The sequence below is a fragment of the Flavicella sp. IMCC45537 genome, from assembly GCF_057197705.1.
The window spans coordinates 651,354-676,645 of record NZ_CM170067.1; the positions used below are offsets into that span (position 1 = coordinate 651,354).

A 25,292-nucleotide genomic window follows, 5' to 3' on the forward strand; every position below is an offset into this window, starting at 1 on the left:
AAAATGAAGTATATATTGTTTCTTTGTGGTGGTAAATGGCAGTTACCTTGGTTAAAAAAAATAAAATCAAAAGGGCATTCTGTGATACTAGTTGACCCTAATGATAATCCAATTTGTAAAGAGTATGCAGATTTGTATTTTCAATGTGATGTATTAGATGTTGATAAAATATTGAAATTTATTTACGAAAATAATTATGAAATAGAGAGTGTTACATCGGAACAAACGGATGTTGCTACAATTCCAGCAAGTATTTTAGCAGAAAAGTTAAATGTAAAGTATCACTCTTTGGATACTGTGAATAAATTTACAAATAAGTATATTTCAAGAAAATACATTGAAAAATTAGATAATTCACATATTCCAAAATATCAGAAATGTAATTCAGTAAAACAATTACAACATTTTTTAGAAGATAATTTTTTTAGAGTTATTATTAAACCTGCGAACTCTCAATCTAGTAGAGGTATACATTTAATTGATAAAAGCATATCTAAGATCAATTTGGAAAAATGCTTTAACGATGCAATTTCATTTGGAAGCGTAGATTATATTGTAGCAGAGGAATTCGTGAAAGGAGAAGAGTATACTGTTGAAGGAATAATTCATGAAAATAATCATGAGATACTTACTTTGAGTAGAAAAAAACATTTTAGAGAAGGAATTGCATCAGAGTTAAACTTCGGAGTTGAGTTAGATTATCTATTGATGGAGGAATTGTTGGTTTACCATAACAAATTAATAACTGAAACTGGAATAAAATTTGGGATTACTCATTCTGAGTATATAATTAATTTAGAGGAAAAGAAGTTTTGGTTGGTTGAAATGGCATGTCGTGGAGGAGGAACATTAATACCATCACATATTGTGCCATGGGTTACTGGGGTTGATGTTTATGAACATTTTTATAATCAATTTTTTTTAAATAGGAGTATTGAGTTGAACAGGATGAGTGTAAATAGAAATTCGATTTTACACTTTTTTGAATTTCCTGAAGGAGAGGTATTAAGTATTGAAGGATTAGAGTTTTGTAAATCTATTAAAGGAGTTTTGACTTTGGATCTGGAATTTCGTGTTGGGGATTTTTTGAAAAATGCTTCTGACGACAGGGGAAGACAAGGTTTTGTTATTGTGCTATCTAACAGTGAATTAGAGTCCAGAGATGTTATTTCAAAGATTTATGAAAACTTAAAAATTACATACCAGAATGCAGTTTAATAATTACTTAAAAAAAATTGTTGAATCTGCTTCAATGGCAAGAGGGATTACTGAGGTTTCAGTGAGGGCAAATTTAGCTGTTGGGAGTCCTGATATTGAACCTTCAAAAGAGATTTTCAATTTACTAAGCTCCATAAAAGATTTTAGAAAAATCAATTACATACCTTCTAAAGGATCGAACAAGGCGTTAGAAAACTTGCATAATGTTATACTGGATAAGTTTGATAAAATTGATTTCAAAAAAAATATTTCTTTATGTAATGGGGCAAAGTTTGGAGTTTATTTGGCGTTGAAAACTATTGCAAACCCGGGAGATAACGTAATCTTACTTCAGCCTTATTGGTTAAGTTACCCTGATATTTGTACTAGTTTAGGGTTGTATGTGAATAGTATGAAGTTGGAGATTTCAAAATTGAATTATAATAGTATCGAATTAAAGGAAAAGTTATTACTAACAAAATCAAAAGTCTTAATTTTAAATAACCCGAACAATCCTGGTGGTTTTGTGTTAGACGATAATTTTCTTAATGATATTATTAGTTTCTGTAAGTCAAATAATATTTGGATTTTAATAGATGAAGTATATAAAGATATGTACTTCGAAAAATCTGTAAAGTTACATCGATCAATATTCGATGAAAATGTTATTCGAATAGGTTCGGTTTCAAAGAGTCTTTCTATTCCAGGAATGAGGTTAGGTTATGTTGTCGGAAGTTCAGATTTTATTTCTAAGTTTAATTTGTTTAATCAGCATATATCTACTTGTGTAAATTATATTTCAAATTATCTAATAGAGAATCTTACCAAAAGTACTTTTGATAATTATATCGATAAAACCGTGATGGTTTATAAAAACAGAGCAAATCTTATTAAACAATTGTTAAGAGAAAAAGGATATTTTTTTATAGATAGTTGTTCTAGTTTTTATCTATTGGTTGATGTTTCAAATAAATACAGAACGAGTCAAGAATGTGTTTCTATTTTGGAGGAAAAAGGAATAATTGTTACAAATGGAAAAAGTTATGGAACGCAATTTGAGAATTATATAAGGATTTGCTTAACACTTGACGAGAATTTATTAATCAATGTAATTAAGGAATTTAGATGATGAGAATTTTTGACTGTCACACTCATATCTCAAATGGTTTTGAACAATATGACCTAGAGGTAGACTCTAAGAATATAATTTTTAACGATATAGAAGAATATAAACTGTTTGATTTCTCTGTATTAAAAGGCAACCATGTAAAGTCTTTGATTTTTGATACTGATAATCTTGAGTTTATGAAACAAGAAATAACTAATAAAAATGTTCAAGCTCTAAAAATTCATAGTCGTATTCAAAAACTATCTAAGGACAAGTATGAAGACTTTTTTGAAGTTTTAGATAAATTCCAACCGAATATTCCAATAATTTATGATGCCTTTTACTATGGGCATGAGTATGAATATAGACCAAGTTTAGAGAAATGTATCGAATTAGCAAAAAGGTTTCCTGAACTTCCCATTGTAGTGGCTCATAGTGGTGGCTATGAAATGCTCAAATATTTTATGCATTTAAGACAGCTAGAAAACGTTTATTACGATTTATCGTTAAGCTTGCAGTTTTTCCATGATTCGTCTGTATTTAGTGATATCCAAAAACTAATAAAATATACAGATTCGAAGAAGATAATGTTTGGATCTGATTATCATTTTGGTTCTCCTAAAAAACAATTGGAAATATTAAATTTAATAATAAGTACTAAAACGAATGAAGAGAGAGATGATATTTTGTTTAATACTGCGAATAAAGTATTCTCACTTAATAAATAGTTTGTTGTTTTGACAATGGAAAAGGTGAAATGTTGATCTTGGTGTAATTGTTTAAATTTTTAAGTAAAAATAATTTTTCTAAGATGAAAGGAAATAAGATTTCAGTAGTTACCACGTTATATCAGTCTGCACCATATGTGTTAGAGTTTTATAATAGAATTTTAAATCAAATTGTGAGTTATACTTCTGATTATGAGGTTGTTTTTGTGGATGATGGCTCTCCAGATGAATCGGTCCAGGTAGTACTTGAAATCATGGAATCCGATAAAAATGTGAAATTGGTTGAATTGGCAAGAAATTTTGGTCATCATAAAGCTATAATGACAGGTCTTGGTGTGACCCAAGGAGATATGGTTTTTTTAATTGATGTGGATTTGGAGGAATCTCCTGAGTCGTTTAGTCAATTTTATAAAGAATATTCTTTAAATGAACACGATGTTATTCTTGGTGTTCAAGATAATAGAAAAGGAAATTTCTTTGAAAGAATGTCTGGAGATTTGTTTTACACATTTTTTAATTATATGTCTGGTGTTGCGATGCCTAGGAATGCAATTACAAGTAGATTAATGTCTAAAAAATATGTCGAGGAATTAGTGAAATTTAGAGAAATAGATTTTTTTTTAGGAGGTATATCGGTTTTAGTTGGGTTTAGTCAAAAGACAATTGTTGTAAAGAAAGGAAGTAAAAAATCAACTACTTATACCTTTAGGAAAAAAATGAATCAAGCTTTAGATTCTATTGTTTCTTTCTCTTCAAAACCTTTGAGTCTTATTTTTAAAGCTGGAGTAATTCAGTTTTTCGCTTCTCTAGTTGCTATTGCTTATCTAATTATTAAAAAACTATTTTTTCATATCTCCATTGAAGGATGGACAAGTTTGGTTGTTTTACTGTTGTTTATTGGAAGTATTATTGTGATGAGTTTAGGGGTGATAGGGATATACCTATCCAAATTGTACATACAGAATAAGAACAGGCCATTTACCATAATTAAGAAAATACACAATAATGATTCCATTTAATCGACCATACCTAACAGGTAAAGAAACTAAATATATTGAAGAAGCTGTAGAAAAAGGTAAAATCTCGGGTAATGGATTTTTTACAAAAAAGTGTCAGCAATTTTTTGAAGAAAGTGTAGGTTGTAAAAAAGCATTGTTAACTACTTCTTGCACTGATGCTTTAGAAATGTGTGCAATTTTATTGAATATCCAAGAAGGGGATGAAGTAATTATGCCTTCGTTTACGTTTGTTTCTACGGCCAATGCCTTTGTGCTTAGAGGGGCTAAAATTATATTTGCTGATTCTAGAAATGACAATCCAAATATTGATGAAACTAAAATAGAGTCTTTAATTACAAAAAGAACAAAAGCTATCGTAGTTGTTCATTATGCTGGGGTAGCATGTGAAATGGATACTATCATGAATATAGCAGAGAGGAATGGTTTGTATGTAGTTGAAGATGCTGCTCAGGCTATAGATTCTTTTTACAAAGGCAAACCTTTGGGGAGTATTGGACATTTAGGAACATTTTCTTTTCATGAAACAAAAAACATACAATGTGGTGAGGGAGGTGTTTTGTTAATCAATGATGCTCGTTTTAGTGAACGTGCGGAAATAATTTGGGAGAAAGGGACAAATCGTTCCGCTTTTTTTAGAGGTGATGTTGCTAAGTATGGCTGGGTAGATATTGGTTCTTCGTTTTTGCCATCGGAATTAAATGCTGCTTTCCTTTGGGCTCAAATAGAAAATATTGACAATATTCAAAATAAGAGAAAAGAGACGTGGTCGAATTATTATGAGAGTTTTAAAGATTTGGCAAAAAGCAATAAGATTTCACTACCCGCTTTACCAAAAGAAACAACTAACAATGCTCATATGTTTTATTTAATTTGTAATTCATTAATTGAAAGAGATGCATTATTGGCTTATTTAAAAAAGAATAAAATTTCTGCCGTTTTTCATTATCAAAGTTTACATAAAAGTTCTTACTACAAAAGTAAACATAGACAACGAGAACTTACCTTTTCTGATAATTATACGGATACATTGGTGAGACTTCCATTGTTTGTTGACTTGGACGATAAGGATAAAAATTTAATAATAAATCATATTCATGAATTTTATAAAAACTAAGAGTAAACATTTATTAGGTTTTTGTGCAATTACAATTCTACTATATTATGTTCCCTATTTTTATTTAGGTGAGAGCTCTACTATTGGGATTCATGATAATTTAGACTCTAATATACCTTGGGCTAAAGTTTTTCTTGAGAATACAAGTTTTTTGAATAGTCCGAATATGAGAATTGAGCAAATTATGGGGGGGGTGCCTCAAGCAAATATCCAATCATCGTATCAAATTAGTTTTATCTGGTTTCATCTGTTTGGAATGTTTTGGGGGTATGTGATCAACAAAATAATTATGACATGTGTTGCATTTGTTGGAATGAGATTGCTTTTGGAAAAATTAAAAATTGATGATTTTATTTCTATTCTTGTTGCTCTGGTATTTGGTTTTTTGCCGTTTTGGAATTTTACACTTTCTGTCGCCGGACTTCCGCTTCTTTTATATGTTTTTCTGAAAATAAAAGATGCTGAAGATAAATTCTATCATTGGGTAATTCTATTGGTTTCCCCTTTTTATTTAAGTTTGGTGTTTTCAGGCTTGTTCTTTATTTCTATGATGTTGCCAGTAGTAGTTCTTGATTTTTTCAGAAAAATAAAAATAATAAATTATAAATTTTTAGGGGCCATAACATTGTTTTCATTAATGTTTTTAGTAAGTGAGTTCCCCTTGTTTTATAGTTTTTTAACCTCTAGCGAAACAACTCATCGTGTTGAGTTTAAGAAAGAATACCTTGATTTCAATGGGATGATCGATAAAATTTGGTGGCTGTTTTACAATGGACAATTTCATTCTAGAAGTATTCATAAATACTTCCTGTTTATACTTGGGGGCTTTATAGCGATTAAGCTTTACAAAAAAGAGAAAGCTAATAATTTCTTAAATATTCTTTCTTTTATTATTTGTTGCTGTATTTTTTACGGTTTGTATAGAGTAGAAGTTGTTTTTAATATATTCAAAAGCATTCCAATACAATTGGATAGATTTTACGTTATGTTTCCGATGCTTTGGTTTATGTTATTGGCGATTGCCTTGGATAGGATTTATAAATTTGTTGGCTACAGGCAAATTTTTATCATTTTGTTAGTTTTTTATCCTCTGAAGCGAATTCTGATGACGCATGAACTTTTAGAGAATAAAGGTAAACCTACTTTCAAACAATTTTATGCAGAAAACTTATTTGATGATTTAAAACAACATATTGGAAAACCACTTAAGGAATTCAAAGTAGTATCTATAGGACTTCATCCCACGATCGCTTTATACAATGGGTTTTACACTATGGATAGTTACGTGCCAAATTATCCTTTGATGTATAAGCATGAATTTAGAAAAATAATTGCTAAAGAGTTAGATAAGGATGTGGCTCTAAAAAAATATTTCGATACTTGGGGTAGCAGGTGTTATGCTTTCACTGCTGAACTTGGTGGTAATACACTTGCTAACGAGCCAAATCCGATTAATAATTTGGAATTTGATTTCAAGCAAATGAAAAAAATGGGAATCAATTACATTATTTCTTCTACGAAGATAAATAATTGTAAGAATTTAGAATTGTCTAAAAAAGTTAGCTCGGAGGAATCATATTGGACAATTTATCTATATAATGTTTTATAAATATGACCAAAATATTATTGATAAGTTCTAAATAATAAGCCAATTTCATGCAGTCAGATAGATGATTTTATTATTGTCTTATGAATTAAGAAAATTATACCAAAAACCATTGTTAATTCATGAACATTGTTATTTTTGTGTTTTATAAGAACTTGTGATATGAAAATTTTAATTTTAAATGGACCCAATTTAAATTTGTTAGGGAAGCGTGAGCCAGAAATTTACGGTTCGTATTCTTTTGAAGAGTATTTGATTGGATTAAAAGAAAAGTTTTCACCGGTTGAATTGGAATATTTACAATCAAACCATGAAGGAGCATTAATTGATAAATTGCATGAAGTTGGATTTTCATATGATGGTGTTGTTTTCAATGCAGGTGCTTATACACATACTTCGGTAGGTTTGGCAGATGCTATTAGTGGAATTACAACACCTGTTGTTGAAGTTCATATTTCAAATGTACACCAAAGGGAAGAGTTTCGACATAAATCCTTTTTATCACCTGTTTGTAAAGGTGTAGTTTTAGGTTTTGGTTTGAAGAGTTATGACTTGGCAATAGAGAGTTTTTTATAGTTCGTTTTAAAATTAATGAGAACAATTTTTTAACATATTTGTGAGAAACTTAAGTGCTCCATGGATAAAAGGATAGACTAATGTTTTTGTGGTTATAGAGTCGTGGATGTTTTACTTATTGGGGTGAAAAAATAGTTGTTAATTTGTTTTTATTACTAATTTTAAAGTAATCCTATGCGTTGTATAGAATATATAATGTTGTTGGTAGTCGATAATTTTGATTATTATTCTGAAAAAATTATATGGTCATTTTCTTTAAGAAAATTGCATATGAACAAGTTAAAAGTTAATAATATGATTAAGTGTTTTTAAGAATGATAAATAAAATTTCTTCTAAAAAGAATGTTTTTGAATTTTTTTTAGTAATATCTTTCTTGTGCTACATTGCAGTAACAACAATACTGTTGTTTGAATGGACGTTACAGTCTTCTTTTGTAGTTCAAGATAATGATGGCTATATAACTAATTTTTTAAGATATTTAGAAACAGGTTTTTATCAATCTAATGTAAATGGAACTACAGTTGTTTATTATTTTGTACTTAGTTTGTTTTACAGAGTTTTTGAAGATGTACAGCTTTGTTTCTTTTTAGTGAATGTTATTTCACAGTTTTTCATGCTTGCTTTTGGTGTTTTTATGATATTGAAATTAAAGCCAAAGCTTAAAGAAAATAGATTTATATTTTATATTGTGATTTGTTTTTTTTGTTTTAGAACATTGATATTGACATCGTATAATAAAGCTTCAAATGACACCTTTTTTGGAGTGTTTATTATGATGGTTTTATATTTGTTATTATTTAGAATTTATCCCAAAAAAAAATTAGAGAATTGTGATATGTTTTCTTTAGGTTTTTTATTAGCTGTTTGTTTGGGGATAAGATTAAATACTATATTGCTGCTCCCAGTTATTTCAGCTGTTATGATTGTGGGGGTGAAAAATATAAGCTACAAAGAGTTAATTAATAAAATTATACTTTTGGTTTGTACTTTTATTGCTTTTACTTCGTTCATAAATTTTCCTTCCATGAAAGAGAAAGGAAAGTTGAGTTTTTATAATAAGAATCACGTTGACTACAATTGGACACAACGTAATTTTTTAGCAATAAAAAAAATTGAAGAAAATAATGAATCTTTTAATAGTGGTAATGTATGGAAAACAAAGTTTGAAGATGTTAAAGTATATTTAGAAACAAATGGAGCCGGCTCTTTACCTGAAAGCTTGTCCGAAGTAATATTTAAGTACCCTAAAATGTATTTAAAAGTTGTTGTTTTAAATAGTTTGGCAGTTGTAGGATATTTTATAAGGTTTACAGGGGTGTTTTTATTGTTACCTCTACTTTATAGTTGGGGATGTCGAAATAATATTATCAGTAATATACCTTTTTTGAGTTTAATTATCTATAGTTTTTGTTTATTGTCTGTGGTGTTTACTAAAGTTGAATTTAGATGGTTTTCTGGATATGAAATCTTGATATATTTGTCAATTGTTTATTTCATGAAAAATTATCAACCTAAAAATATTAATTTAGCCTATTCCATTACAACTCTATCTTTGATATTGGTTTGTTTGTTTAATTTAAGAAGTATAATATATATTTAAATGAAAAAGAATGATATTTGGTTTAATGAAATAACTCCTAAAAACAATCTTCTGGATATAAAATTCAAGGAAGTTTGGGCTTATAGAGACTTATTGATTCTGTTTGTTAAAAGAGATGTAATTACTTTATACAAACAAACTATTTTAGGACCGCTATGGTATTTAATCCAACCTCTATTTACTTCTATAATTTTTACGATTGTTTTTAATAAAATCGCGAATATTCCAACCAATGGAGTGCCACCATTTTTATTCAATTTAGCTGGGATTACGGCTTGGAATTATTTTAAAGATTGTTTGATAGCGACTTCTGACACTTTTAAAAAAAATGAAGGCATTTTCGGGAAAGTATATTTTCCAAGGGTTATTATGCCAATGTCAATCATTGTCTCTAATTTATTGAAATTTGGAATACAGTTATTTATTTTTATATTGTTTTCTGTATATTATGTTTTTCAAGGAATGCCGTTAGATATATCTTTAAATATATTGTATTTACCTATTTTAATTGTTTCAATGGGAATGTTAGGTTTGGGATTAGGTATGGCTATTTCCTCAATGGTTACTAAATATAGAGATCTTACTTTCTTGGTGTCATTCGGAGTTCAGTTACTGATGTATTTGTCAGCCGTTGTATATCCAATTGAACTAATGAGAGAGGCTATGAAAGATTATGCCTGGATTGTTGAATACAACCCAATGACTACTGTTATTGTAACCTTCAGAAATTTGATGCTAAATACTGATGTAGTTTATATAGGAGATATACTATATATGTTAGGCGTTTCATTTACAATATTTATATTTGGAATGTTAGTCTTTAATAAAACGGAGAAAAGTTTTATAGATACGATATAATATGGAGAAAGAAATAATTTTAAAAGTAGAAAATCTTTCTAAACAATATCGACTTGGGACAATTGGGACGGGGACTATAAGTCATGATCTTAATAGATGGTGGGCCAACATAAGAGGAAAAGAAGATCCCTATCTTAAAATAGGAGAGTCAAATGATCGAAGTACTAAGGGAAATTCAGAATATGTTTGGTCCTTAAAGGATATTAATTTTGAAGTAAAGAAAGGAGAGGTACTAGGAATTATAGGAAAGAACGGTGCGGGAAAATCTACACTATTAAAAATATTGTCTAAAGTAACAGGACCTACAACGGGATCCATCAAATACAATGGAAGGATTGCGTCATTATTAGAAGTAGGTACAGGTTTTCATCCTGAAATGACAGGAAAGGAAAATGTTTTTCTAAATGGTGCTATTCTGGGGATGACTAAAAAGGAAATAGCGTCTAAATTAGCTGAAATTGTGGCTTTTTCTGGTTGTGAACGATATATTGACACACCGGTTAAGAGGTATTCATCTGGAATGAAGGTGCGATTGGCGTTTGCCGTAGCAGCTTTTTTAGAACCTGATATTTTGGTAGTAGATGAGGTTTTAGCGGTTGGTGATGCTGAATTTCAGAAAAAAGCCATCGGAAAAATGCAGGATATTTCTAAAGGTGACGGAAGAACGGTTTTGTTTGTGAGTCACGATATGGCAGCAATACAAGGCTTGTGCTCTCGATTATTTGTTTTAGATAATGGAAAAGTAGGCTATGAGGGGGGGGTTATAAAAGGAATTGATTTTTATCTATCAGAATATAAATTACAATCTAATAATGATTTAAAAAGTATTATTCACAGAAAAGGACATGGAAAAATGAAATTTTCAAGAATTGATTTCTCTTACGAATTGAATAATAATTTGATAGAGAACACCACTGAAATACCAAGTGGAGTAAAATTGTTTATCGATTTAACTGTTGAAAATTATCAAACAGAAATAAGCACTATATTTATTTCAATTCGAATTGCTAATTTAAGAGGTTTTCCTATTACCAATATGAGTAATGAGTTTACAAATGATGTTATAAAGGTAAAACCTGGGAAAAACATTATTCGTTTTGAAATGCCATCTTTTGATTTACGTGAAGGTGAATTTCTACTTACGCTTTGGGGAAAAGACGATTTTGGTGTTTTTGATAAATTAGAAGAGTGTAAAGCTTTTAAAGTCATTCCTTCTAATTTTTTTGGGACAGGAAAATATCCTAACCAAAAAATTCATGGGGTGTTTTTAATGAATAATAAAAGTTATTGTTATGAATAACACATTAGTTTCAATAATAATCCCAACATTTAACAGATCTCATTTAATAGGAGATACATGAGATTCAATGCAGGCTCAAACATATGATAATTGGGAGTGTATCATTATTGATGAAGGTAGGACTGATAAGACTCAAAATTTGGTGGAGAGCTCTGTAAAAAAGGATTATCGTTTTACCTTGGATATAAGACTAAAGGCCACAACCACTTTATGAGGTTGAGAAATATTTACTTGTAACTTAAAATCTTTGTAAAAGCCATTTTATGTTCATTAGAATGTAAAGCAGTTGATTATAAGAAAAGTGAAGATTTTATTAATGTTTTACCAAAATCTGTTTCAAAAGAAACATTTTTATTTTTTAATGAAGTTAAACAGTATAATTTACTGACATTAGTATTAAAATAAAAATAGACATGGAATAAGATTATTAAGAGTAATTAGTTTTTATAAAAAATATTATTAGAAAGAAGTGTCAATTAGTGATCAAAAAATATGAATCCACAAAAAATATTAGTAGTACTGGTTAATTTTGGAAACGAGCAGATTAATTATTTAGAAGAGGTTATTCGAAATCTTAGAAAAATTAGAAAATATGAGGTGAGAATAATTGTAAACTCTAATATAAAACTAAATATAGAAGGTGTTGATGAGCTAAACATATTTAAATTAGACGACTATCAATTATTACCATTGACATGTAGAAAAGTGATTTGGGATAATAGAAGTAAATATGATATTTTTATATATGGGGAAAATGATCATTTGTTTACTGAAGATCATATAGATAATCATATTTATTATTCTAAAATATTACCAAAAAATAGAATAGCTGGGTTGATTCAATTTGAGGAGGATTTAACAGGGAAATACTTCCCTGCATACCATGGGGATTTTGATTGGGATCTTAGTTCTGTTGAAATATATGAAGGAAAAAAGTTTGCTCATTTTTCAAATGTGCATCAAGCAACATTTATATTAACAAAAGAGCAATTGGAAAGAGTAGGAAGAAAATTTGATTTTACACAATTAAAAAAAGAAATAAATTTCTTCATTAGGCTAAAGAATAAAATCAAAGGTTTTTTAGGTTTAAAAAAAGAAAGATTGAATAAATATAGTGTAAAATGTAAAGTAAATACAGATGTATATAATTTTGGTGGGATGAAAAAAATGATATGTATTTCGGAGTTTGAGAAAAACTTAATACATCATCTACCTAATTTGTATATTGATGGGGAAAAAGGACGTAATAAATATAGATCAGACTCATTAAGAATGGAGATGAGTATTAACGCTTTACTAAAAGAAAGATAGTTGTTTTTATGAAATTGTCGATTGTTGTTCCGTATTTTAAAACCACATTTTTTGAAAAGACTATTCAGTCTCTAGCGAATCAGACAAATAAAGAATTTACTGTTTACATTGGTGATGACTTTAGTCCAAATAAACCTTTAAACATTCTTGAAAAATATAGTAATCAATTAAGTTTTGAATACAAAAGGTTTGATAGAAATGTAGGGAGTGTTTCTTTAGTAAAGCAGTGGGAACGTTGTTTAGAAATGGTTAAGGATGAAGCACAGTGGGTTATGATATTAGGAGATGATGATGTGATTGGTTCAAATGTGGTTGAAGAGTTTTATAAAAACATTGAAGAAATAGAGATGTTAGATATAAAAGTTATAAGATATGCAACTACTTTGATAGATCAAAATGATAAATCGATTTCTAATAAATTTGAGCATCCTAAGATTGAAAAATCTACGGATTTTATTTTTAGAAAATCTCGAAGTTCGTTGAGTGAATATATATTCAATAAAGCTCAACTAAATAAAGTGAAATTTAAAGATTTTCCTTTGGGTTGGTGTGCAGATCATTTAGGAGTATTGGAGTTTTCTAATTTTAAAGGTGTTTTCTCAATTAATACGGCAAATGTTTTTGTAAGAAAATCGGATGTAAGTATAAGTGGAAATAAAAATAATAATATTAAAGAAAAAACAGTAGCACAAGTTAGTTATTATTATTATTTATTGAAGTTCAAGAATTTATTCTTCACATTAAGTCAAAGAAAAGTATTACTAGATATGATTGATAAAATTTATATCAATGATAAAAAGAATATATTAATTTTAAAAAAAGTATTGTATCTTCATATAGTTATATTTAGGTTTAAATATTTTATCTCTTTTCTTCAGAATGTGTTAAAGTCCATAAAATTTGTTTGAATACATACTAATTCAATTAGATTATAGGTGTCGGCTTGAATGAAAGGTCAAATTTAATGTAAAATATAAAGAAAATAGTTTGTGTTTAATTTATAATGAATAATTAAACTGACTACAATAGATAAAATAAATAGTTGTTATATTTAAATTATTAATAACTATCATAAGTAAAAGATTTAATAATTGATAATTAAAAAGAAAAAATGCCCACAATATTAATAACAGGAGGTGCAGGAAATGTAGGTAGCGCGCTAGCAAAGAGGTTGTCCGAGAATACAAATAATCATATTGTGATTGTAGATAATTTTTCAACAGGGAGTTTATCTAAAGTACCTGATAAAAAAAATATAGATTTTATTAAAACCGATGTAAATGTTTACAATGATATAGTACCTGTATTTGGAAAATATATTTTCGATTATGTTTTTCATTATGCCGCCTTGGTTGGGGTTAAAAGAACTCTTGAAAACCCTATGAATGTACTTTATGATATTGAAGGAATAAAGAATGTTTTATCCTTATCAAAAAACTCTGGTGTAAAAAGAGTTTTTTACTCTAGTTCTTCAGAGGTATATGGTGAACCATTTGAAATTCCTCAGAATGAAAATACAACACCATTAAATTCAAGGTTGCCTTATGCAATTGTTAAAAATGTAGGAGAAGCATTTTTTAGATCATACCAACAAGAATACAATCTTGAATACACAATATTTAGATTTTTTAATACTTACGGACCCAACCAAAGTGAAGATTTTGTCGTTCCAAGGTTTTTAAAATTAGCGTTGAGAGATCAACCGATTACAATTTATGGTGATGGATTACAAACTAGGTCTTTTTGTTTTGTTGAAGACAATGCCGATACTTGTGTTAAAGCAATGATGAGTGAAAAATGTAAAAACGAGGTTATTAATGTTGGGAGTGATGTAGAAATGACTATTTTGGATCTCGCGAAAAAAATTATTGAAATCACAAAGTCAAAATCGGAAATAATCCATTTACCTGCTTTAGAGGAAGGAGATATGAAACGTAGATGTCCTGATACTACCAAAATGAGAGCAGTATTAGGAAGAGATTTAATAACCTTAGAAACAGGGATTTCAAAATTAATTGAATTTTATGAGGCTAGGTAGAAATCCAGAAAAAGATAATTTTAAATTAGATACCGAAAATTATCATAGAATTATTATACCAGTATATATTCCAAATTTTGAAGGTTATTTTTCTGATTCTTTTGACATTCTAAAGTTATGTATAGAATCTTTATTGCTTACGATACATGATAAAACAAAGATAACCATATATAATAATGATTCTCATGTAAAAGTTCGTGAATACATAGAAGAGTTATATCATAAAGAGTCTTTTATTGATCAGGTGTTTCACTCGAAAGAAAATGTAGGGAAAATAAATGCAATTTTGGCCGCTTCATCAGGAAATTTGGAACCTTTAGTTACTATTACAGATGCAGATGTCCTTTTTAAATCAGGTTGGCAAGGTGCCGTTGAAGATGTTTTTTTGAATTTTGAGTCAGCAGGAATGGTAAGCCCTGTACCTTCAAGTAAAGCTTTTAAAAACTTTGTAAATTCAACATGGTATTATGGGTTATTTAAAGGAAAATTGAAATTTAAAGATGTTTTAGATCCTGATGGATTGAAGAAATTTGATGCCAGCTTAGGTAACGATACCCCTTTGTATGATAAAGTTCACTTAGAGAAATATCTTACAGTTTCTAATAAAAAAATGGATGCGGTTGTGGGGTGTGGGCATTTTGTCGCTACTTTAAGACGTGAAGTTTTTGATCGTGGTACTTCTGAACCAGCTTTTGTGAAAATTGTAGGTGGAGTTGAGAATAAATTTATTGATGTTCCGAATGATAATTTAGGTTTTTTGAGACTCGCTACTAAGAATAATTATGCTTTTCATATGGGAAACGTTGTTGAAAATTGGATGTATGATGAATTTGATTTAATTCAAATAAAAATAAAGCAAGCTAGTATTGATGCCTCTCTTTTAAAAAGTTTTAATAATTTGTCTAAAACACAAATATTAATTGGCAAAATTTGTCGTAAGCTAGTTTTATCAAAAACGATGAAAAGAAAATTTTTCAAAAAAATAGGTTTGTCAAAATCAGCTTCTGAGATTTATTAATAGAACTTACATGAACGATATAAAAGTTATCTTACTATCAAAATTTCCACTTCCATATGCTGGGATTGGGAGTTGGACAACTATGATGAATTATCATCTTAAAAACAATAACTATATAGATGTGGTTATTTGTCCTGAGTCTGAAATTAAATTAATAGATACTGAACAAGTATTTGTTGCTAATCGAAAATTTACTGAAAAAATATCCAATAAACTTGGTTTCGGAACTAAACATTCACAGTATGTAAAGGCTTTTTCAAAGCAAATAAAAGGTTATGAAAAAATTATTGTACAAGTTATAGATGATATAGGTTTGTTATCACAAATAACAAATTATATTGAAAAAAATAATTTAAGAAGACGAGTTTACGTTCAATATTTTTATCATGGTTTTTCAGTTTTTTCAAATTCTACTCAATTATTATCAAAAATAGATGAATTGATCCTATTATCTAATTCTTCTTATGTTTTTTTTAAAAATAATTGTACTACATTACCAGTTAAAATTTCTGTTAATAATAATGGTGTGAGTAAAAAAATATTTTTTTCTGTCTCAAAAAAAAACAAATCAGAATTACGTACTAGTTATCAAATAAACCAAGAAAAAATTGTGTTTGTATGGTGTTCCCAAGATAGAAAAAAAAAAGGATTGGATATTATACTTCAAGCATGGTTGCACCTAGTCAAGTCATATAAAGACCGAATTGAATTATTAGTTATTGGAGTTGAAAAAGAAGTTCCTATAAAAAATGTTCGAGTTATCGGACGTGTACCAAATCATGAATTAGCCGCATATTACCAGCTTTCCGATTTCTATTTATTCCCAACATTATGGCATGAAGGTTTTGGGTTATCGCTTGCTGAAGCTTTAAAATGTGGTTCTTATTGTATCGCATCAGATAATGGAGCTGTTTCAGAAGTTTTGGGTTATGGTAAATATGGTATTTTAGTTGCCAATGCTAATATGGTACAGAGTTGGGTTGAAGTTATTGAAAATGAAATTGAGAGATATGATGAGTCTGGTCGAGTAAATCCGTTTATTGAAAATATTCCATCAAATTTATATGATATGGATGTTTGGCATAATAACTCAAATAACATAGTACAATCTGCCAAAGAGAATTTTTTAAATAGATACTACTTATGATATTTACAATTGCTGAAATAGGACAAGCACATGACGGTAGTTTAGGATTAGCTCATTCCTATATTGATGCGGTCTCTAAAACTGGATGTAACGCTATTAAATTTCAAACACATATAGCTGAAGCTGAAAGTAGTATTCATGAGCCTTTTAGGGTTAAGTTTTCCAAACAAGATGCAACAAGAATGGAGTATTGGAAACGTATGGAGTTTTCATTGGAGGAATGGAAAGGAATTAAGCAACACTGTGATGATGTTGGATTGGAATTTATGAGTTCTCCATTTAGCAATGCAGCGGTAGATTTATTGGAGAAAGTAGGAGTGAAAAGATATAAAATAGGTTCGGGTGAAGTGAATAATTTTGTACTCCTAGAAAAAATAACACAAACACAAAAACCTGTAATTATTTCATCAGGAATGAGTTCTTATGCAGAGTTAGATAAAACAGTATCTTTTTTAAAATCAAGAAATATAGACTATTCTATTTTACAATGTACTACATCATATCCGACTAAGCCTACTCAATATGGGTTAAATGTTATTCAAGAAATAAAAAATAAATATAAGGTTCCCGTTGGGTTTTCAGATCACTCGTCTACTATAGAAGCGTGTATTGCAGCAACAGCATTGGGTGCTGAAATATTAGAATTTCATGTCGTGTTTGATAAAGAAATGTTCGGTCCAGATGCGAAATCATCATTGACAATGAAAGAAACTTCTCAGTTAGTTTCTGCTGTAAATAATATCACAGATGCATTGCAAAACCCTGTAAATAAATCAGATAATTCTGAATTTAGTACCTTAAAATCAATTTTTGAAAAATCATTAGCAGTCAATAAAGATTTAAAAAAAGGAAATGTGATTAGATTTTCTGATTTAGAAACCAAAAAACCTAAAGGATTTGGTATCTTGGCTAGTGAATATAAAAAAGTCATTGGAAGAAAAGTCAATAAAGATTTAAAAAAATGGGATTTTTTAAATGATGATGATATAACAGAGTAATATGTTAGTAAAAAAAATATGTGTGGTAGTAACTGCACGTCCTTCTTATAGTAGAATTAAAACTGTATTAACTGCTATTAAAAATCATTCAAAGTTAGAGTTGCAATTAGTGATTGCAGGTCCAGCGTTATTAGGTCGTTATGGAAATGCGGTTGAATTTATTGAAAAGGATGGTTTTAATATAGCAGAGAAAGTATTTATGGTACTAGAAGGTGAAAATCCTACTTCTATGGCTAAAACTACTGGATTAGGGGTTATGGAGTTAGCCAATGTATTTTATCGTTTACAACCAGATGCAGTTGTGACAATAGCAGATAGATTTGAAACTATTTCAACAAGTATAGCTGCTTCTTACCAAAATATTCCACTGGTGCATATTCAGGGTGGAGAAGTAACGGGTAATATTGATGAAAAAGTACGTCATGCAAATACTAAATTAGCAGACGTTCATTTTGTAGCATCTGAAGATGCAAAGCAAAGAGTATTAAAAATGGGTGAAAATCCAGATATGGTATTTAATACTGGTTGTCCATCAATAGATATTGCAAAAGAAATAAAAAACAATGCTACTTTAGATTTTGATCCTATAGAAAAATACGGAGGAGTTGGGGTAGACATCAATTGGGAAAAAGAAGGCTATCTTGTAGTGATGCAACACCCTGTTACAACTGAGTATAAAACTGCTAGAAAGGATGTTGAAGAGACATTACATGCCATACATGAATTAAATATTCCTACATTTTGGTTTTGGCCAAATGTTGATGCAGGTTCAGATGGTACTTCTAGTGGAATTAGATCATTTAGAGAAATAAATCAACCAAAAAATATTCATTTTTTTAAAAATATGGAACCCAATGATTTTTTGAAATTATTGGTGAACAGTAAGTGTTTGGTAGGGAATTCAAGTGTTGGAATTAGAGAATGTTCTTATTTAGCAGTGCCTGTAGTAAACATTGGAACACGACAAAATAGAAGAGAAAGAGGTAGCAATGTTTTAGATACTATTTATGACAAAAATGAAATCATAAAAAGCGTCAATGATAGGATTTCAACATGTGCTATTGTTTCTGAAAATATATATGGTGATGGTATGTCAGGTCAAAAAATTGCTGACATTCTTGCGAATACGGAATTTACATTTCATAAAACAATTGTGTATTAATGAAAATATTAGTCATTATACCTGCTCGGGGTGGATCTAAAGGGGTTCCTAAAAAGAACATAAAATTATTAGATGGAAAACCACTTATACAATATACTACTGATATAGCTTTGAAATCGAAATTAATTTCAAAAATAGTAGTATCTTCTGATGACGATGAAATAATTGAAATTGCAAATGAACTAGGAGTTGATGTACCGTTTAAAAGACCAAATAGTTTAGCTGAGGATGAATCTCCCACACTTCCTGTTATTAAACATGCAATAGATTTTTTTGAGGAACAGGACATTTTTTTTGATGCCGTTTGTTTATTACAAATTACGAGTCCATTTAGAACTCTATCGTTTTTAAATGAGGCCATTCAGAAATTTTGTGAAGAACAAAATGATTCTTTAATATCTGTTCGAGAAGTACCACATGAATATAATCCGCATTGGGTTTTTGAACCTAATACAAACGGACAATTAGTAATTGCTACAGGTGAAAAAGAAATAATTACTAGAAGGCAGAATCTTCCAAAATCATATCATAGGGATGGTAGCATCTATATTACAAAAACTTCTGTTATTAAAAAGCAAAATTCTTTGTACGGGAACTCAATAGGATATATTGTATCGTCAGAAGAAAACTACGTGAATATTGATACAATGGAGGATTGGATTAAGGCAGAGGAATTTATTAAAATGAATAGTTTGTAAAAAATAGTTGAACAATTTTATGATGATATTCAAAAAAAACTGTTTTGTAAGCTGAGAACGATAAAATGAAAATAAAAAATAAAAATATTTGGATTTTTTTACCAGATGGTGTAGGTTTAAGGAACTTCGTTTATGGAAATATTTGTAAGTTTTCAATTGAAAAAGGACTTTCTTTAACCTATTGGAATAATACAACTTACTCTTTAAATGAAAACCTTGGACTCAAAGAAGTGAAGATAGAAAATGCGAAAAACCATTTTTTGTCTGATCTTTATAAAAGAGCAAAGAAAGAAATTGAGTTAAATTTATCTTTTAAAAAGACAAAGAATCCAGCGTATCTATCTTATAGTTTTCCTTCGACAAATAAAAACTTAAAAAGTTTTGTGAAAAATGTAATTGTTTACTTTTTTATTTTAAAATATAATTCTCAAAAAGGTTTACGTAAAATTAGTCAGAATATTACACGCTTAGAACGTAAAACAACCTATTATAAGAATTCATTAGCGCAACTAAAGAAAGAAATGCCAGCAATGGTTTTTTGTACGAATCAGCGGCCAATGTTAGGTGTTGCTCCTATACTAGCTGCCAAGGATCTAAATATACCTACAGTCACTTTTATTTTTTCATGGGATAATTTACCCAAAGGGATGTTGTTGATAGAAGCTGATTATTATTTGGTGTGGAGCGTACATATGAAAGAAGAATTGATGTATTATTATCCTCATATAAAAAAAGAACAAGTATACGTAACTGGATCTCCTCAGTTTGAAATGCATAAAGATTCTGCATTACATATGGATAAAGAGGATTTTTTTCAAGTTAATAATCTAGAAATAAACAAAAAATACATTTGTTTTTCAGGCGATGATGTTACAACTTCTCCTTTTGATCAATATTATTTAGAAGATGTTGCTCAAACAGTTAAAGAATTAAACAATGAAGGATATAATATAGGTATACTTTATAGAAAGTGTCCTGTTGACTTCACAGATCGACATATAGAAATTGTAGCTAGGTATGAAGAAATTATAACTTGTATTGATCCTAAATGGGCAAACCTAGGGAATGGATGGGATACAGTAATGCCTCTAAAAGAAGATATGAGGCTGTTATTTAATACCATTAAACATTCTGAGATGGTTATTAATGTGGGGTCATCAATGGCATTTGATGCAGTAAGTCATGACAAGCCTTGTGCGTATATAAATTACAATACTAAAAAGGGAGATATTACTAAATGGAATATCGATAAAATTTACAAATACATTCACTTTCAGTCAATGCCTTCGAAACAAGCTGTTTTATGGATTGATACGAAAGGTGGTTTAAAAAAAGTTATTTTGGATGCTATAAATGATAATTACTCTTTGTGTGAAATGAAAGAATGGTTTGATAAAATTTGTGTGGCACCTCAGAAAGATGCTTCTGCGAATATTATAAAAACTTTTAACGATATACTAAGTTAAAAATGCATATAGCATATATTACACCAGAATACCCTATAGAAGATTTCAAAGGAAATGTTGGAGGCATAGGTACATTTACAAGAAACATAGCTGAAAACCTTGTGAAGCAAGGTTTAAATATCACCATTTTTATTTACAGTCAACAAGAGAATTTTATTCGACATCAAAATGGAGTTGAGATTCATTTTGTGAAAAAGAAAGAATTAAAAGGGGGCACATGGTTGACAAATAGACGTTATTTCTATAAATATGTGAATGCTATTGTATTAATTAATAATATTGATATAGTTGAATCTCCTGAATGGACTGGATTTACGGCATTTATGAGATTTAGGTGTCCATTGGTTATTAGGTTACATGGTTCGGATACTTATTTTTGTGATTTAGAGAATAGATCGGTAAAATGGAAAAACAAGTTTTTTGAAAAAAAAGCATTACGCGCAGCAAATAGTATTATTGGGGTAAGTGATTTTGTTTCTAAAAAGACAAAAGAATTATTTAGATTAAAGAATGAAATAAAAACAATACATAACACGATTGATGTTACTCGATTTTCACCTGATCATGAAAATATTTTACATAAAACACTATTGTATTTTGGAACTTTGGTACGAAAAAAAGGGGTATTAGAAATTGCAAAAATGTTCAATTTATTGATAGAGAAAGATAATGAAGTTTCATTAACCCTATTGGGTAAAGATAATATTGACATACTCACTGGTGAATCTACTTTAACTTTGATGAAAAGATATTTATCGGAAAAAGCAAAATCTAAACTAAACTACGTAAACTACGTTCCTTACGATAAAGTAATTACATATATAAAACAAGCAGAAATAATATTGTTACCAAGTTTAGCAGAAGCTTTTCCTATGACTTGGCTTGAAGCAATGGCGATGGAAAAAAAAATGGTTACTTCAAACATAGGATGGGCAAATGAATTAATGATTGATGGCAAAACAGGTTTTATGGTGACTCCTACCGATAGTATTAATTTTGCTTCGAAAGTTTATGAATTAATTGAAAATCATAGTTATTCAATGGATATGGCAAAAAATGCTAGACAAAGAATTGTAGAAAAATTTAACGATGCAAAATCTATAAACGTAAATATTGAATTCTATAAAAAGATGTTGAATGAAGTTTAGTTTAATCATTTGTACATATATGCGTCCAAAGGCGCTACATACTTTACTCAAATCTATTGATGAGCAAAGCATCTACCCAGATGAAGTTTTAGTGGTAGACGGCTCGTTAAATGAAAACACAAAAGAAGTTTTACAAAATAATTGTTTTAAAAACGTAAAGTATTATTTAATTTCTGAGGAAGATAGAGGATTAACCAAACAAAGAAATTTTGGAATATCTAAAGTCTCAAATGATATAGATGTTGTTTGTTTTTTAGATGATGATATAATTTTGAAGCCTTCTTATTTTGAAAATATAATGGAAACTTATAAATTGTTTCCGAACGCGGGAGGAGTTGGTGGTTATATAATGAATGAAGTAAAATGGAGAGAAATAAATAATGAAAAAAAAATAAATTTTGAAGAATATGAAATAGACGGTTATATCCGTAATTTGGGTAGTCGAAATGTTTTGAGAAAAAAAATTGGACTCTTATCGGATAAACCTCCGTGTATCATGCCAGAATTTGCAAACGGATTTTCAGTAAGTTTTTTACCACCAAGTAATAAAGTTTACGAAGTAGAGTACTTTATGGGTGGAGTTTCATCGTTTAAAAAAGAGGTTGTCGATAACATAAAATTTTCGACATATTTCGAAGGATATGGCTTGTATGAAGATGCTGATTATTGTTTAAGGGTGTCTAAAAAATATAATTTGTATGTAAATACGAGTGCACAACTCTATCATTACCATGAAAGTTCAGGTAGACCGAATCAATATACTTACGGAAAAATGGTAGTTAGGAATGGTTGGTATGTATGGAGGGTAAAGTATGAAAAACCATCACTAAATGCTAAAATTAAGTGGAGCTGTATCACAATTTTGTTGCTAATGGTTAGATTTTCGAATGTCGTGTCAGGTGATTCAAAGCTGAAGGCCTTGACCGAATCATCGGGTCGATTAGTTGCATTGTTTCAATTATTAGTAAATAAACCTAAAATTCATCAATGAAGTTCGGAATCATAACGCATTGTGCCCATAAAATACATGAAGAACAATTTTTTGCTTACGAACCATATGTTCGTGAAATGGATTTATGGGGAAAATATGTCGATGAAATAATTATAATTGCCCCAGTATCAAATCAAGTGTTGAATGAGATAGAAATACCTTATAAACATCAAAATATTAAGATTGTTCAGATACCTGATTTCGATGTTACAACTTTCAAAAATTGTATTAAAGCTATATTTTTAATTCCTATCATATGTGTTAGAATTACCAATGTAATGAGAGAAGTAGATCATATTCATTTGAGATCTCCTGGAAATGTTGGTTTATTAGGATGTGTTTTGCAAATATTTTTTCCAAAAAAGAAAAAAACTGCAAAATATGCAGGTAACTGGGATTTCAAGAGTAAACAGCCATTTACTTACAGTTTACAGAAAAGGATATTGAAAAATACCTGGTTGACTAAAAATATTAAAGTATTAGTGTACGGGAATTGGCCTAAACAAAGTGAAAATATTGTTCCCTTTTTTACAGCTAGTTATAGACAAAGTGAGATAATAGAAGTTCCATCAAAAGATTTTAAGGAATGTATAAAACTCATATACGTCGGGGCATTAACCAAAAGTAAGCAGCCGATTTTGTCGGTAAAAACTACTCAGGCATTATTGAAACGAGGTTATGATGTAGTTTTGGATATTTATGGTGATGGATTAGAAAGAAAAGGATTAGAAAATTATGTTTCTCTAAATAAATTAGAAAACAAAATTCTATTTCATGGAAATGTAAGTAAAGATGTGGTTAAAAAAGCTTTTAAAAGTAGTCATTTTTTAATTTTCATATCAAAATCCGAGGGGTGGCCGAAAGTTGTAGCTGAAGCGATGTTTTGGTCCTGTCTGCCTATAGCCTCCAGTGTGTCTTGTGTCCCCTTTATGCTTGATTATGGCAATAGAGGAGCATTGGTATCAAATAATTTAAATGAAATCGTTCAGAAGATAGAAAGTTACTTACAAAACGAGGACAAATTTAGAAATCAAGTGGAAGAAGGAAAAAAATGGTCGCAATTCTATACACTGGAAAAATTCGAGAAAGAAATTTCAAAATTTATATAATTGAAAGAATTAAAAGTCATACAAATAATTGATTCACTTAATGAAGGTGGAGCGGAAGTGTTGGCCGTTAATATTGCAAATTCTTTAGCTGAAAGAAATATCCCTTCATATCTTTGTGCAACAAGGGTTGAAGGTGGTTTGAGGAAAAAAATAAGCGATAACGTCGGGTATTTGTTTTTGAAGAGACGTAAATCTTTTGATTTAAAAGCTCTAATAAAACTTATAAAATTTATTAAAAAAGAAAAAATATCAATTGTTCATGCTCATTCTACATCTTCGTTTATAGCCTTTTGTTTAAAAGTTTGTCACCCACAAGTAAAGATAGTTTGGCACGATCACTATGGAGATAGTGAGTTTTTAGAGCAACGCCCGATAAAATTGCTGTATGCTTTTTCTTATTTTTATGAAGCAATTTTTGTTGTAAATTCTAATTTGAAAAGTTGGGCAGAATTGAAACTTAATTGTAGAAATGTGTATTTTCTGAATAATTTTGCACATTTCAGTGAAAATATCTCAAAAACTAAATTACAAGGTGTAAATGGGTTTAGAATTGTTCATGTAGCAGGGTTTAGGAAGCAAAAAGATCATTTAAACCTTTTGAAAGCTTTTAAACTAATTATAGAGAAGAATAGTCGTTTTACACTACATTTGATTGGTAGAGATTACAAAGATAATTACTCGAGAGAAATAAAAAATTTTATAGAAAAGAATAATTTAACAAAAGCGGTTTTTTTATATGGGGCTTGTAGCGATATGCAACATATTCTTTCTCAAGCAAACATGGGGGTTCTCTCATCTTTGTCTGAGGGATTGCCAATCTCACTTTTAGAATATGGTTTGGCAAAATTACCGGTGGTGGTAACTAATGTTGGAGAATGTGGTAATTTGATAGATGAAAATGAATATTTGGTTCCTCCGAATGATTATAGAAGATTGGCAGAAGCAATATGTTTATTATTTGAAGATGTGACAATTTGTGAAAAAATTCGAAAAAAATTATATGAAAAAGTTGATAAAGTATATTCAAAAAATACAGTAATGTCTGAAATGATTTTATTGTATGAAAAGATCCTGTTAGCGTAACCGTTGTTTTTTTGAA

At 29.3% G+C, this 25,292-nt stretch carries 24 protein-coding genes; all 24 read left to right on the forward strand.

Features of this window, described 5'->3' with window-relative positions:
* The first annotated feature begins 3 nt into the window (after positions 1-3).
* Positions 4-1,218 (forward strand): ATP-grasp domain-containing protein, encoded by a 1,215-nt coding sequence (locus AC2DGP_RS03010; RefSeq protein ID WP_484491552.1) that lies wholly within the window; start codon positions 4-6, stop codon positions 1,216-1,218.
* Positions 1,208-2,326 carry a pyridoxal phosphate-dependent aminotransferase gene (locus tag AC2DGP_RS03015; RefSeq protein ID WP_484491553.1) on the forward strand — a complete coding sequence of 373 codons (1,119 nt, stop codon included), beginning with the start codon at positions 1,208-1,210 and terminating at the stop codon, positions 2,324-2,326. Before AC2DGP_RS03010 ends, AC2DGP_RS03015 begins: the two co-directional genes overlap by 11 nt.
* Positions 2,323-3,033 (forward strand): amidohydrolase family protein, encoded by a 711-nt coding sequence (locus AC2DGP_RS03020; RefSeq protein ID WP_484491554.1) that lies wholly within the window; start codon positions 2,323-2,325, stop codon positions 3,031-3,033. The genes AC2DGP_RS03015 and AC2DGP_RS03020 overlap by 4 nt, the downstream gene beginning before the upstream one ends.
* A gap of 83 nt (positions 3,034-3,116) precedes the next feature.
* Positions 3,117-4,052, forward strand: a complete 936-nt coding sequence (locus AC2DGP_RS03025; protein ID WP_484491555.1) for a glycosyltransferase family 2 protein — start codon at positions 3,117-3,119, stop codon at positions 4,050-4,052.
* Positions 4,039-5,166: a dTDP-4-amino-4,6-dideoxygalactose transaminase gene (gene rffA / locus AC2DGP_RS03030; RefSeq protein ID WP_484491556.1), complete on the forward strand. Its 1,128-nt coding sequence runs from the start codon at positions 4,039-4,041 to the stop codon at positions 5,164-5,166. The genes AC2DGP_RS03025 and rffA overlap by 14 nt, the downstream gene beginning before the upstream one ends.
* Entirely contained in the window at positions 5,147-6,775 is a 1,629-nt protein-coding gene (locus AC2DGP_RS03035; RefSeq protein ID WP_484491557.1) for a DUF6044 family protein, read from the forward strand. The genes rffA and AC2DGP_RS03035 overlap by 20 nt, the downstream gene beginning before the upstream one ends.
* Positions 6,776-6,934: 159 nt before the next feature.
* Positions 6,935-7,348, forward strand: a complete 414-nt coding sequence (gene aroQ, locus AC2DGP_RS03040; protein ID WP_484491558.1) for a type II 3-dehydroquinate dehydratase — start codon at positions 6,935-6,937, stop codon at positions 7,346-7,348.
* Positions 7,349-7,662: 314 nt separating this feature from the next.
* Positions 7,663-8,949, forward strand: a complete 1,287-nt coding sequence (locus tag AC2DGP_RS03045; RefSeq protein WP_484491559.1) for a hypothetical protein — start codon at positions 7,663-7,665, stop codon at positions 8,947-8,949.
* Positions 8,950-9,807: an ABC transporter permease gene (locus AC2DGP_RS03050; RefSeq protein ID WP_484491560.1), complete on the forward strand. Its 858-nt coding sequence runs from the start codon at positions 8,950-8,952 to the stop codon at positions 9,805-9,807. It abuts the gene before it with no gap.
* Position 9,808: 1 nt separating this feature from the next.
* A complete protein-coding gene (locus tag AC2DGP_RS03055; RefSeq protein ID WP_484491561.1) occupies positions 9,809-11,107 on the forward strand; it encodes an ABC transporter ATP-binding protein in 1,299 nt (432 codons plus the stop codon).
* Positions 11,108-11,174: 67 nt separating this feature from the next.
* Positions 11,175-11,321 (forward strand): glycosyltransferase family A protein, encoded by a 147-nt coding sequence (locus AC2DGP_RS03060; protein WP_484491562.1) that lies wholly within the window; start codon positions 11,175-11,177, stop codon positions 11,319-11,321.
* Between the two features lie 278 nt (positions 11,322-11,599).
* On the forward strand, positions 11,600-12,418 hold the full coding sequence (locus AC2DGP_RS03065) for a hypothetical protein (protein WP_484491563.1): 819 nt from the start codon (positions 11,600-11,602) through the stop codon (positions 12,416-12,418).
* An 8-nt stretch (positions 12,419-12,426) separates the two neighbouring features.
* Positions 12,427-13,326 carry a glycosyltransferase gene (locus AC2DGP_RS03070; RefSeq protein ID WP_484491564.1) on the forward strand — a complete coding sequence of 300 codons (900 nt, stop codon included), beginning with the start codon at positions 12,427-12,429 and terminating at the stop codon, positions 13,324-13,326.
* Between the two features lie 203 nt (positions 13,327-13,529).
* Positions 13,530-14,456, forward strand: coding sequence for an NAD-dependent epimerase/dehydratase family protein (locus AC2DGP_RS03075; RefSeq protein WP_484491565.1), 927 nt, complete (start codon positions 13,530-13,532; stop codon positions 14,454-14,456).
* Complete coding sequence (locus AC2DGP_RS03080) at positions 14,443-15,474, forward strand: glycosyltransferase family A protein (RefSeq protein WP_484491566.1); 1,032 nt, start codon at positions 14,443-14,445, stop codon at positions 15,472-15,474. The genes AC2DGP_RS03075 and AC2DGP_RS03080 overlap by 14 nt, the downstream gene beginning before the upstream one ends.
* Positions 15,475-15,484: 10 nt before the next feature.
* Entirely contained in the window at positions 15,485-16,621 is a 1,137-nt protein-coding gene (locus AC2DGP_RS03085) for a glycosyltransferase family 4 protein (RefSeq protein WP_484491567.1), read from the forward strand.
* Entirely contained in the window at positions 16,618-17,619 is a 1,002-nt protein-coding gene (locus tag AC2DGP_RS03090; protein WP_484491568.1) for an N-acetylneuraminate synthase family protein, read from the forward strand. The genes AC2DGP_RS03085 and AC2DGP_RS03090 overlap by 4 nt, the downstream gene beginning before the upstream one ends.
* A 1-nt stretch (position 17,620) precedes the next feature.
* The gene (gene neuC / locus AC2DGP_RS03095) at positions 17,621-18,781 is read left to right on the forward strand and encodes a UDP-N-acetylglucosamine 2-epimerase (protein ID WP_484491569.1); all 1,161 of its coding nucleotides are present in this window, start codon (positions 17,621-17,623) and stop codon (positions 18,779-18,781) included.
* Complete coding sequence (locus AC2DGP_RS03100; protein ID WP_484491570.1) at positions 18,781-19,479, forward strand: acylneuraminate cytidylyltransferase family protein; 699 nt, start codon at positions 18,781-18,783, stop codon at positions 19,477-19,479. The genes neuC and AC2DGP_RS03100 overlap by 1 nt, the downstream gene beginning before the upstream one ends.
* 65 nt (positions 19,480-19,544) lie before the next feature.
* Positions 19,545-20,945, forward strand: a complete 1,401-nt coding sequence (locus tag AC2DGP_RS03105) for a glycosyltransferase family protein (protein WP_484491571.1) — start codon at positions 19,545-19,547, stop codon at positions 20,943-20,945.
* Positions 20,946-20,947: 2 nt separating this feature from the next.
* Complete coding sequence (locus AC2DGP_RS03110) at positions 20,948-22,093, forward strand: glycosyltransferase family 4 protein (RefSeq protein ID WP_484491572.1); 1,146 nt, start codon at positions 20,948-20,950, stop codon at positions 22,091-22,093.
* Positions 22,083-23,084, forward strand: coding sequence for a glycosyltransferase family 2 protein (locus AC2DGP_RS03115; protein WP_484491573.1), 1,002 nt, complete (start codon positions 22,083-22,085; stop codon positions 23,082-23,084). Before AC2DGP_RS03110 ends, AC2DGP_RS03115 begins: the two co-directional genes overlap by 11 nt.
* The gene (locus AC2DGP_RS03120) at positions 23,081-24,193 is read left to right on the forward strand and encodes a glycosyltransferase (RefSeq protein ID WP_484491574.1); all 1,113 of its coding nucleotides are present in this window, start codon (positions 23,081-23,083) and stop codon (positions 24,191-24,193) included. The genes AC2DGP_RS03115 and AC2DGP_RS03120 overlap by 4 nt, the downstream gene beginning before the upstream one ends.
* A complete protein-coding gene (locus AC2DGP_RS03125; protein ID WP_484491575.1) occupies positions 24,194-25,276 on the forward strand; it encodes a glycosyltransferase in 1,083 nt (360 codons plus the stop codon). It begins immediately after the preceding gene.
* Positions 25,277-25,292: the final 16 nt, after the last annotated feature.

Coding starts and splice junctions, on each gene's coding strand:
- AC2DGP_RS03070 (WP_484491564.1), top strand. CDS start 12,427: ATGAAATTGTCGATTGTTGTTCCGTATTTTAAAACCACATTTTTTGAA.
- AC2DGP_RS03065 (WP_484491563.1), top strand. CDS start 11,600: ATGAATCCACAAAAAATATTAGTAGTACTGGTTAATTTTGGAAACGAG.
- AC2DGP_RS03085 (WP_484491567.1), top strand. CDS start 15,485: ATGAACGATATAAAAGTTATCTTACTATCAAAATTTCCACTTCCATAT.
- neuC (WP_484491569.1), top strand. CDS start 17,621: ATGTTAGTAAAAAAAATATGTGTGGTAGTAACTGCACGTCCTTCTTAT.
- rffA (WP_484491556.1), top strand. CDS start 4,039: ATGATTCCATTTAATCGACCATACCTAACAGGTAAAGAAACTAAATAT.
- AC2DGP_RS03060 (WP_484491562.1), top strand. CDS start 11,175: ATGCAGGCTCAAACATATGATAATTGGGAGTGTATCATTATTGATGAA.
- AC2DGP_RS03110 (WP_484491572.1), top strand. CDS start 20,948: ATGCATATAGCATATATTACACCAGAATACCCTATAGAAGATTTCAAA.
- AC2DGP_RS03080 (WP_484491566.1), top strand. CDS start 14,443: ATGAGGCTAGGTAGAAATCCAGAAAAAGATAATTTTAAATTAGATACC.
- aroQ (WP_484491558.1), top strand. CDS start 6,935: ATGAAAATTTTAATTTTAAATGGACCCAATTTAAATTTGTTAGGGAAG.
- AC2DGP_RS03055 (WP_484491561.1), top strand. CDS start 9,809: ATGGAGAAAGAAATAATTTTAAAAGTAGAAAATCTTTCTAAACAATAT.
- AC2DGP_RS03035 (WP_484491557.1), top strand. CDS start 5,147: ATGAATTTTATAAAAACTAAGAGTAAACATTTATTAGGTTTTTGTGCA.
- AC2DGP_RS03020 (WP_484491554.1), top strand. CDS start 2,323: ATGATGAGAATTTTTGACTGTCACACTCATATCTCAAATGGTTTTGAA.
- AC2DGP_RS03025 (WP_484491555.1), top strand. CDS start 3,117: ATGAAAGGAAATAAGATTTCAGTAGTTACCACGTTATATCAGTCTGCA.
- AC2DGP_RS03010 (WP_484491552.1), top strand. CDS start 4: ATGAAGTATATATTGTTTCTTTGTGGTGGTAAATGGCAGTTACCTTGG.
- AC2DGP_RS03090 (WP_484491568.1), top strand. CDS start 16,618: ATGATATTTACAATTGCTGAAATAGGACAAGCACATGACGGTAGTTTA.
- AC2DGP_RS03115 (WP_484491573.1), top strand. CDS start 22,083: ATGAAGTTTAGTTTAATCATTTGTACATATATGCGTCCAAAGGCGCTA.
- AC2DGP_RS03105 (WP_484491571.1), top strand. CDS start 19,545: ATGAAAATAAAAAATAAAAATATTTGGATTTTTTTACCAGATGGTGTA.
- AC2DGP_RS03015 (WP_484491553.1), top strand. CDS start 1,208: ATGCAGTTTAATAATTACTTAAAAAAAATTGTTGAATCTGCTTCAATG.
- AC2DGP_RS03045 (WP_484491559.1), top strand. CDS start 7,663: ATGATAAATAAAATTTCTTCTAAAAAGAATGTTTTTGAATTTTTTTTA.
- AC2DGP_RS03120 (WP_484491574.1), top strand. CDS start 23,081: ATGAAGTTCGGAATCATAACGCATTGTGCCCATAAAATACATGAAGAA.
- AC2DGP_RS03100 (WP_484491570.1), top strand. CDS start 18,781: ATGAAAATATTAGTCATTATACCTGCTCGGGGTGGATCTAAAGGGGTT.
- AC2DGP_RS03075 (WP_484491565.1), top strand. CDS start 13,530: ATGCCCACAATATTAATAACAGGAGGTGCAGGAAATGTAGGTAGCGCG.
- AC2DGP_RS03050 (WP_484491560.1), top strand. CDS start 8,950: ATGAAAAAGAATGATATTTGGTTTAATGAAATAACTCCTAAAAACAAT.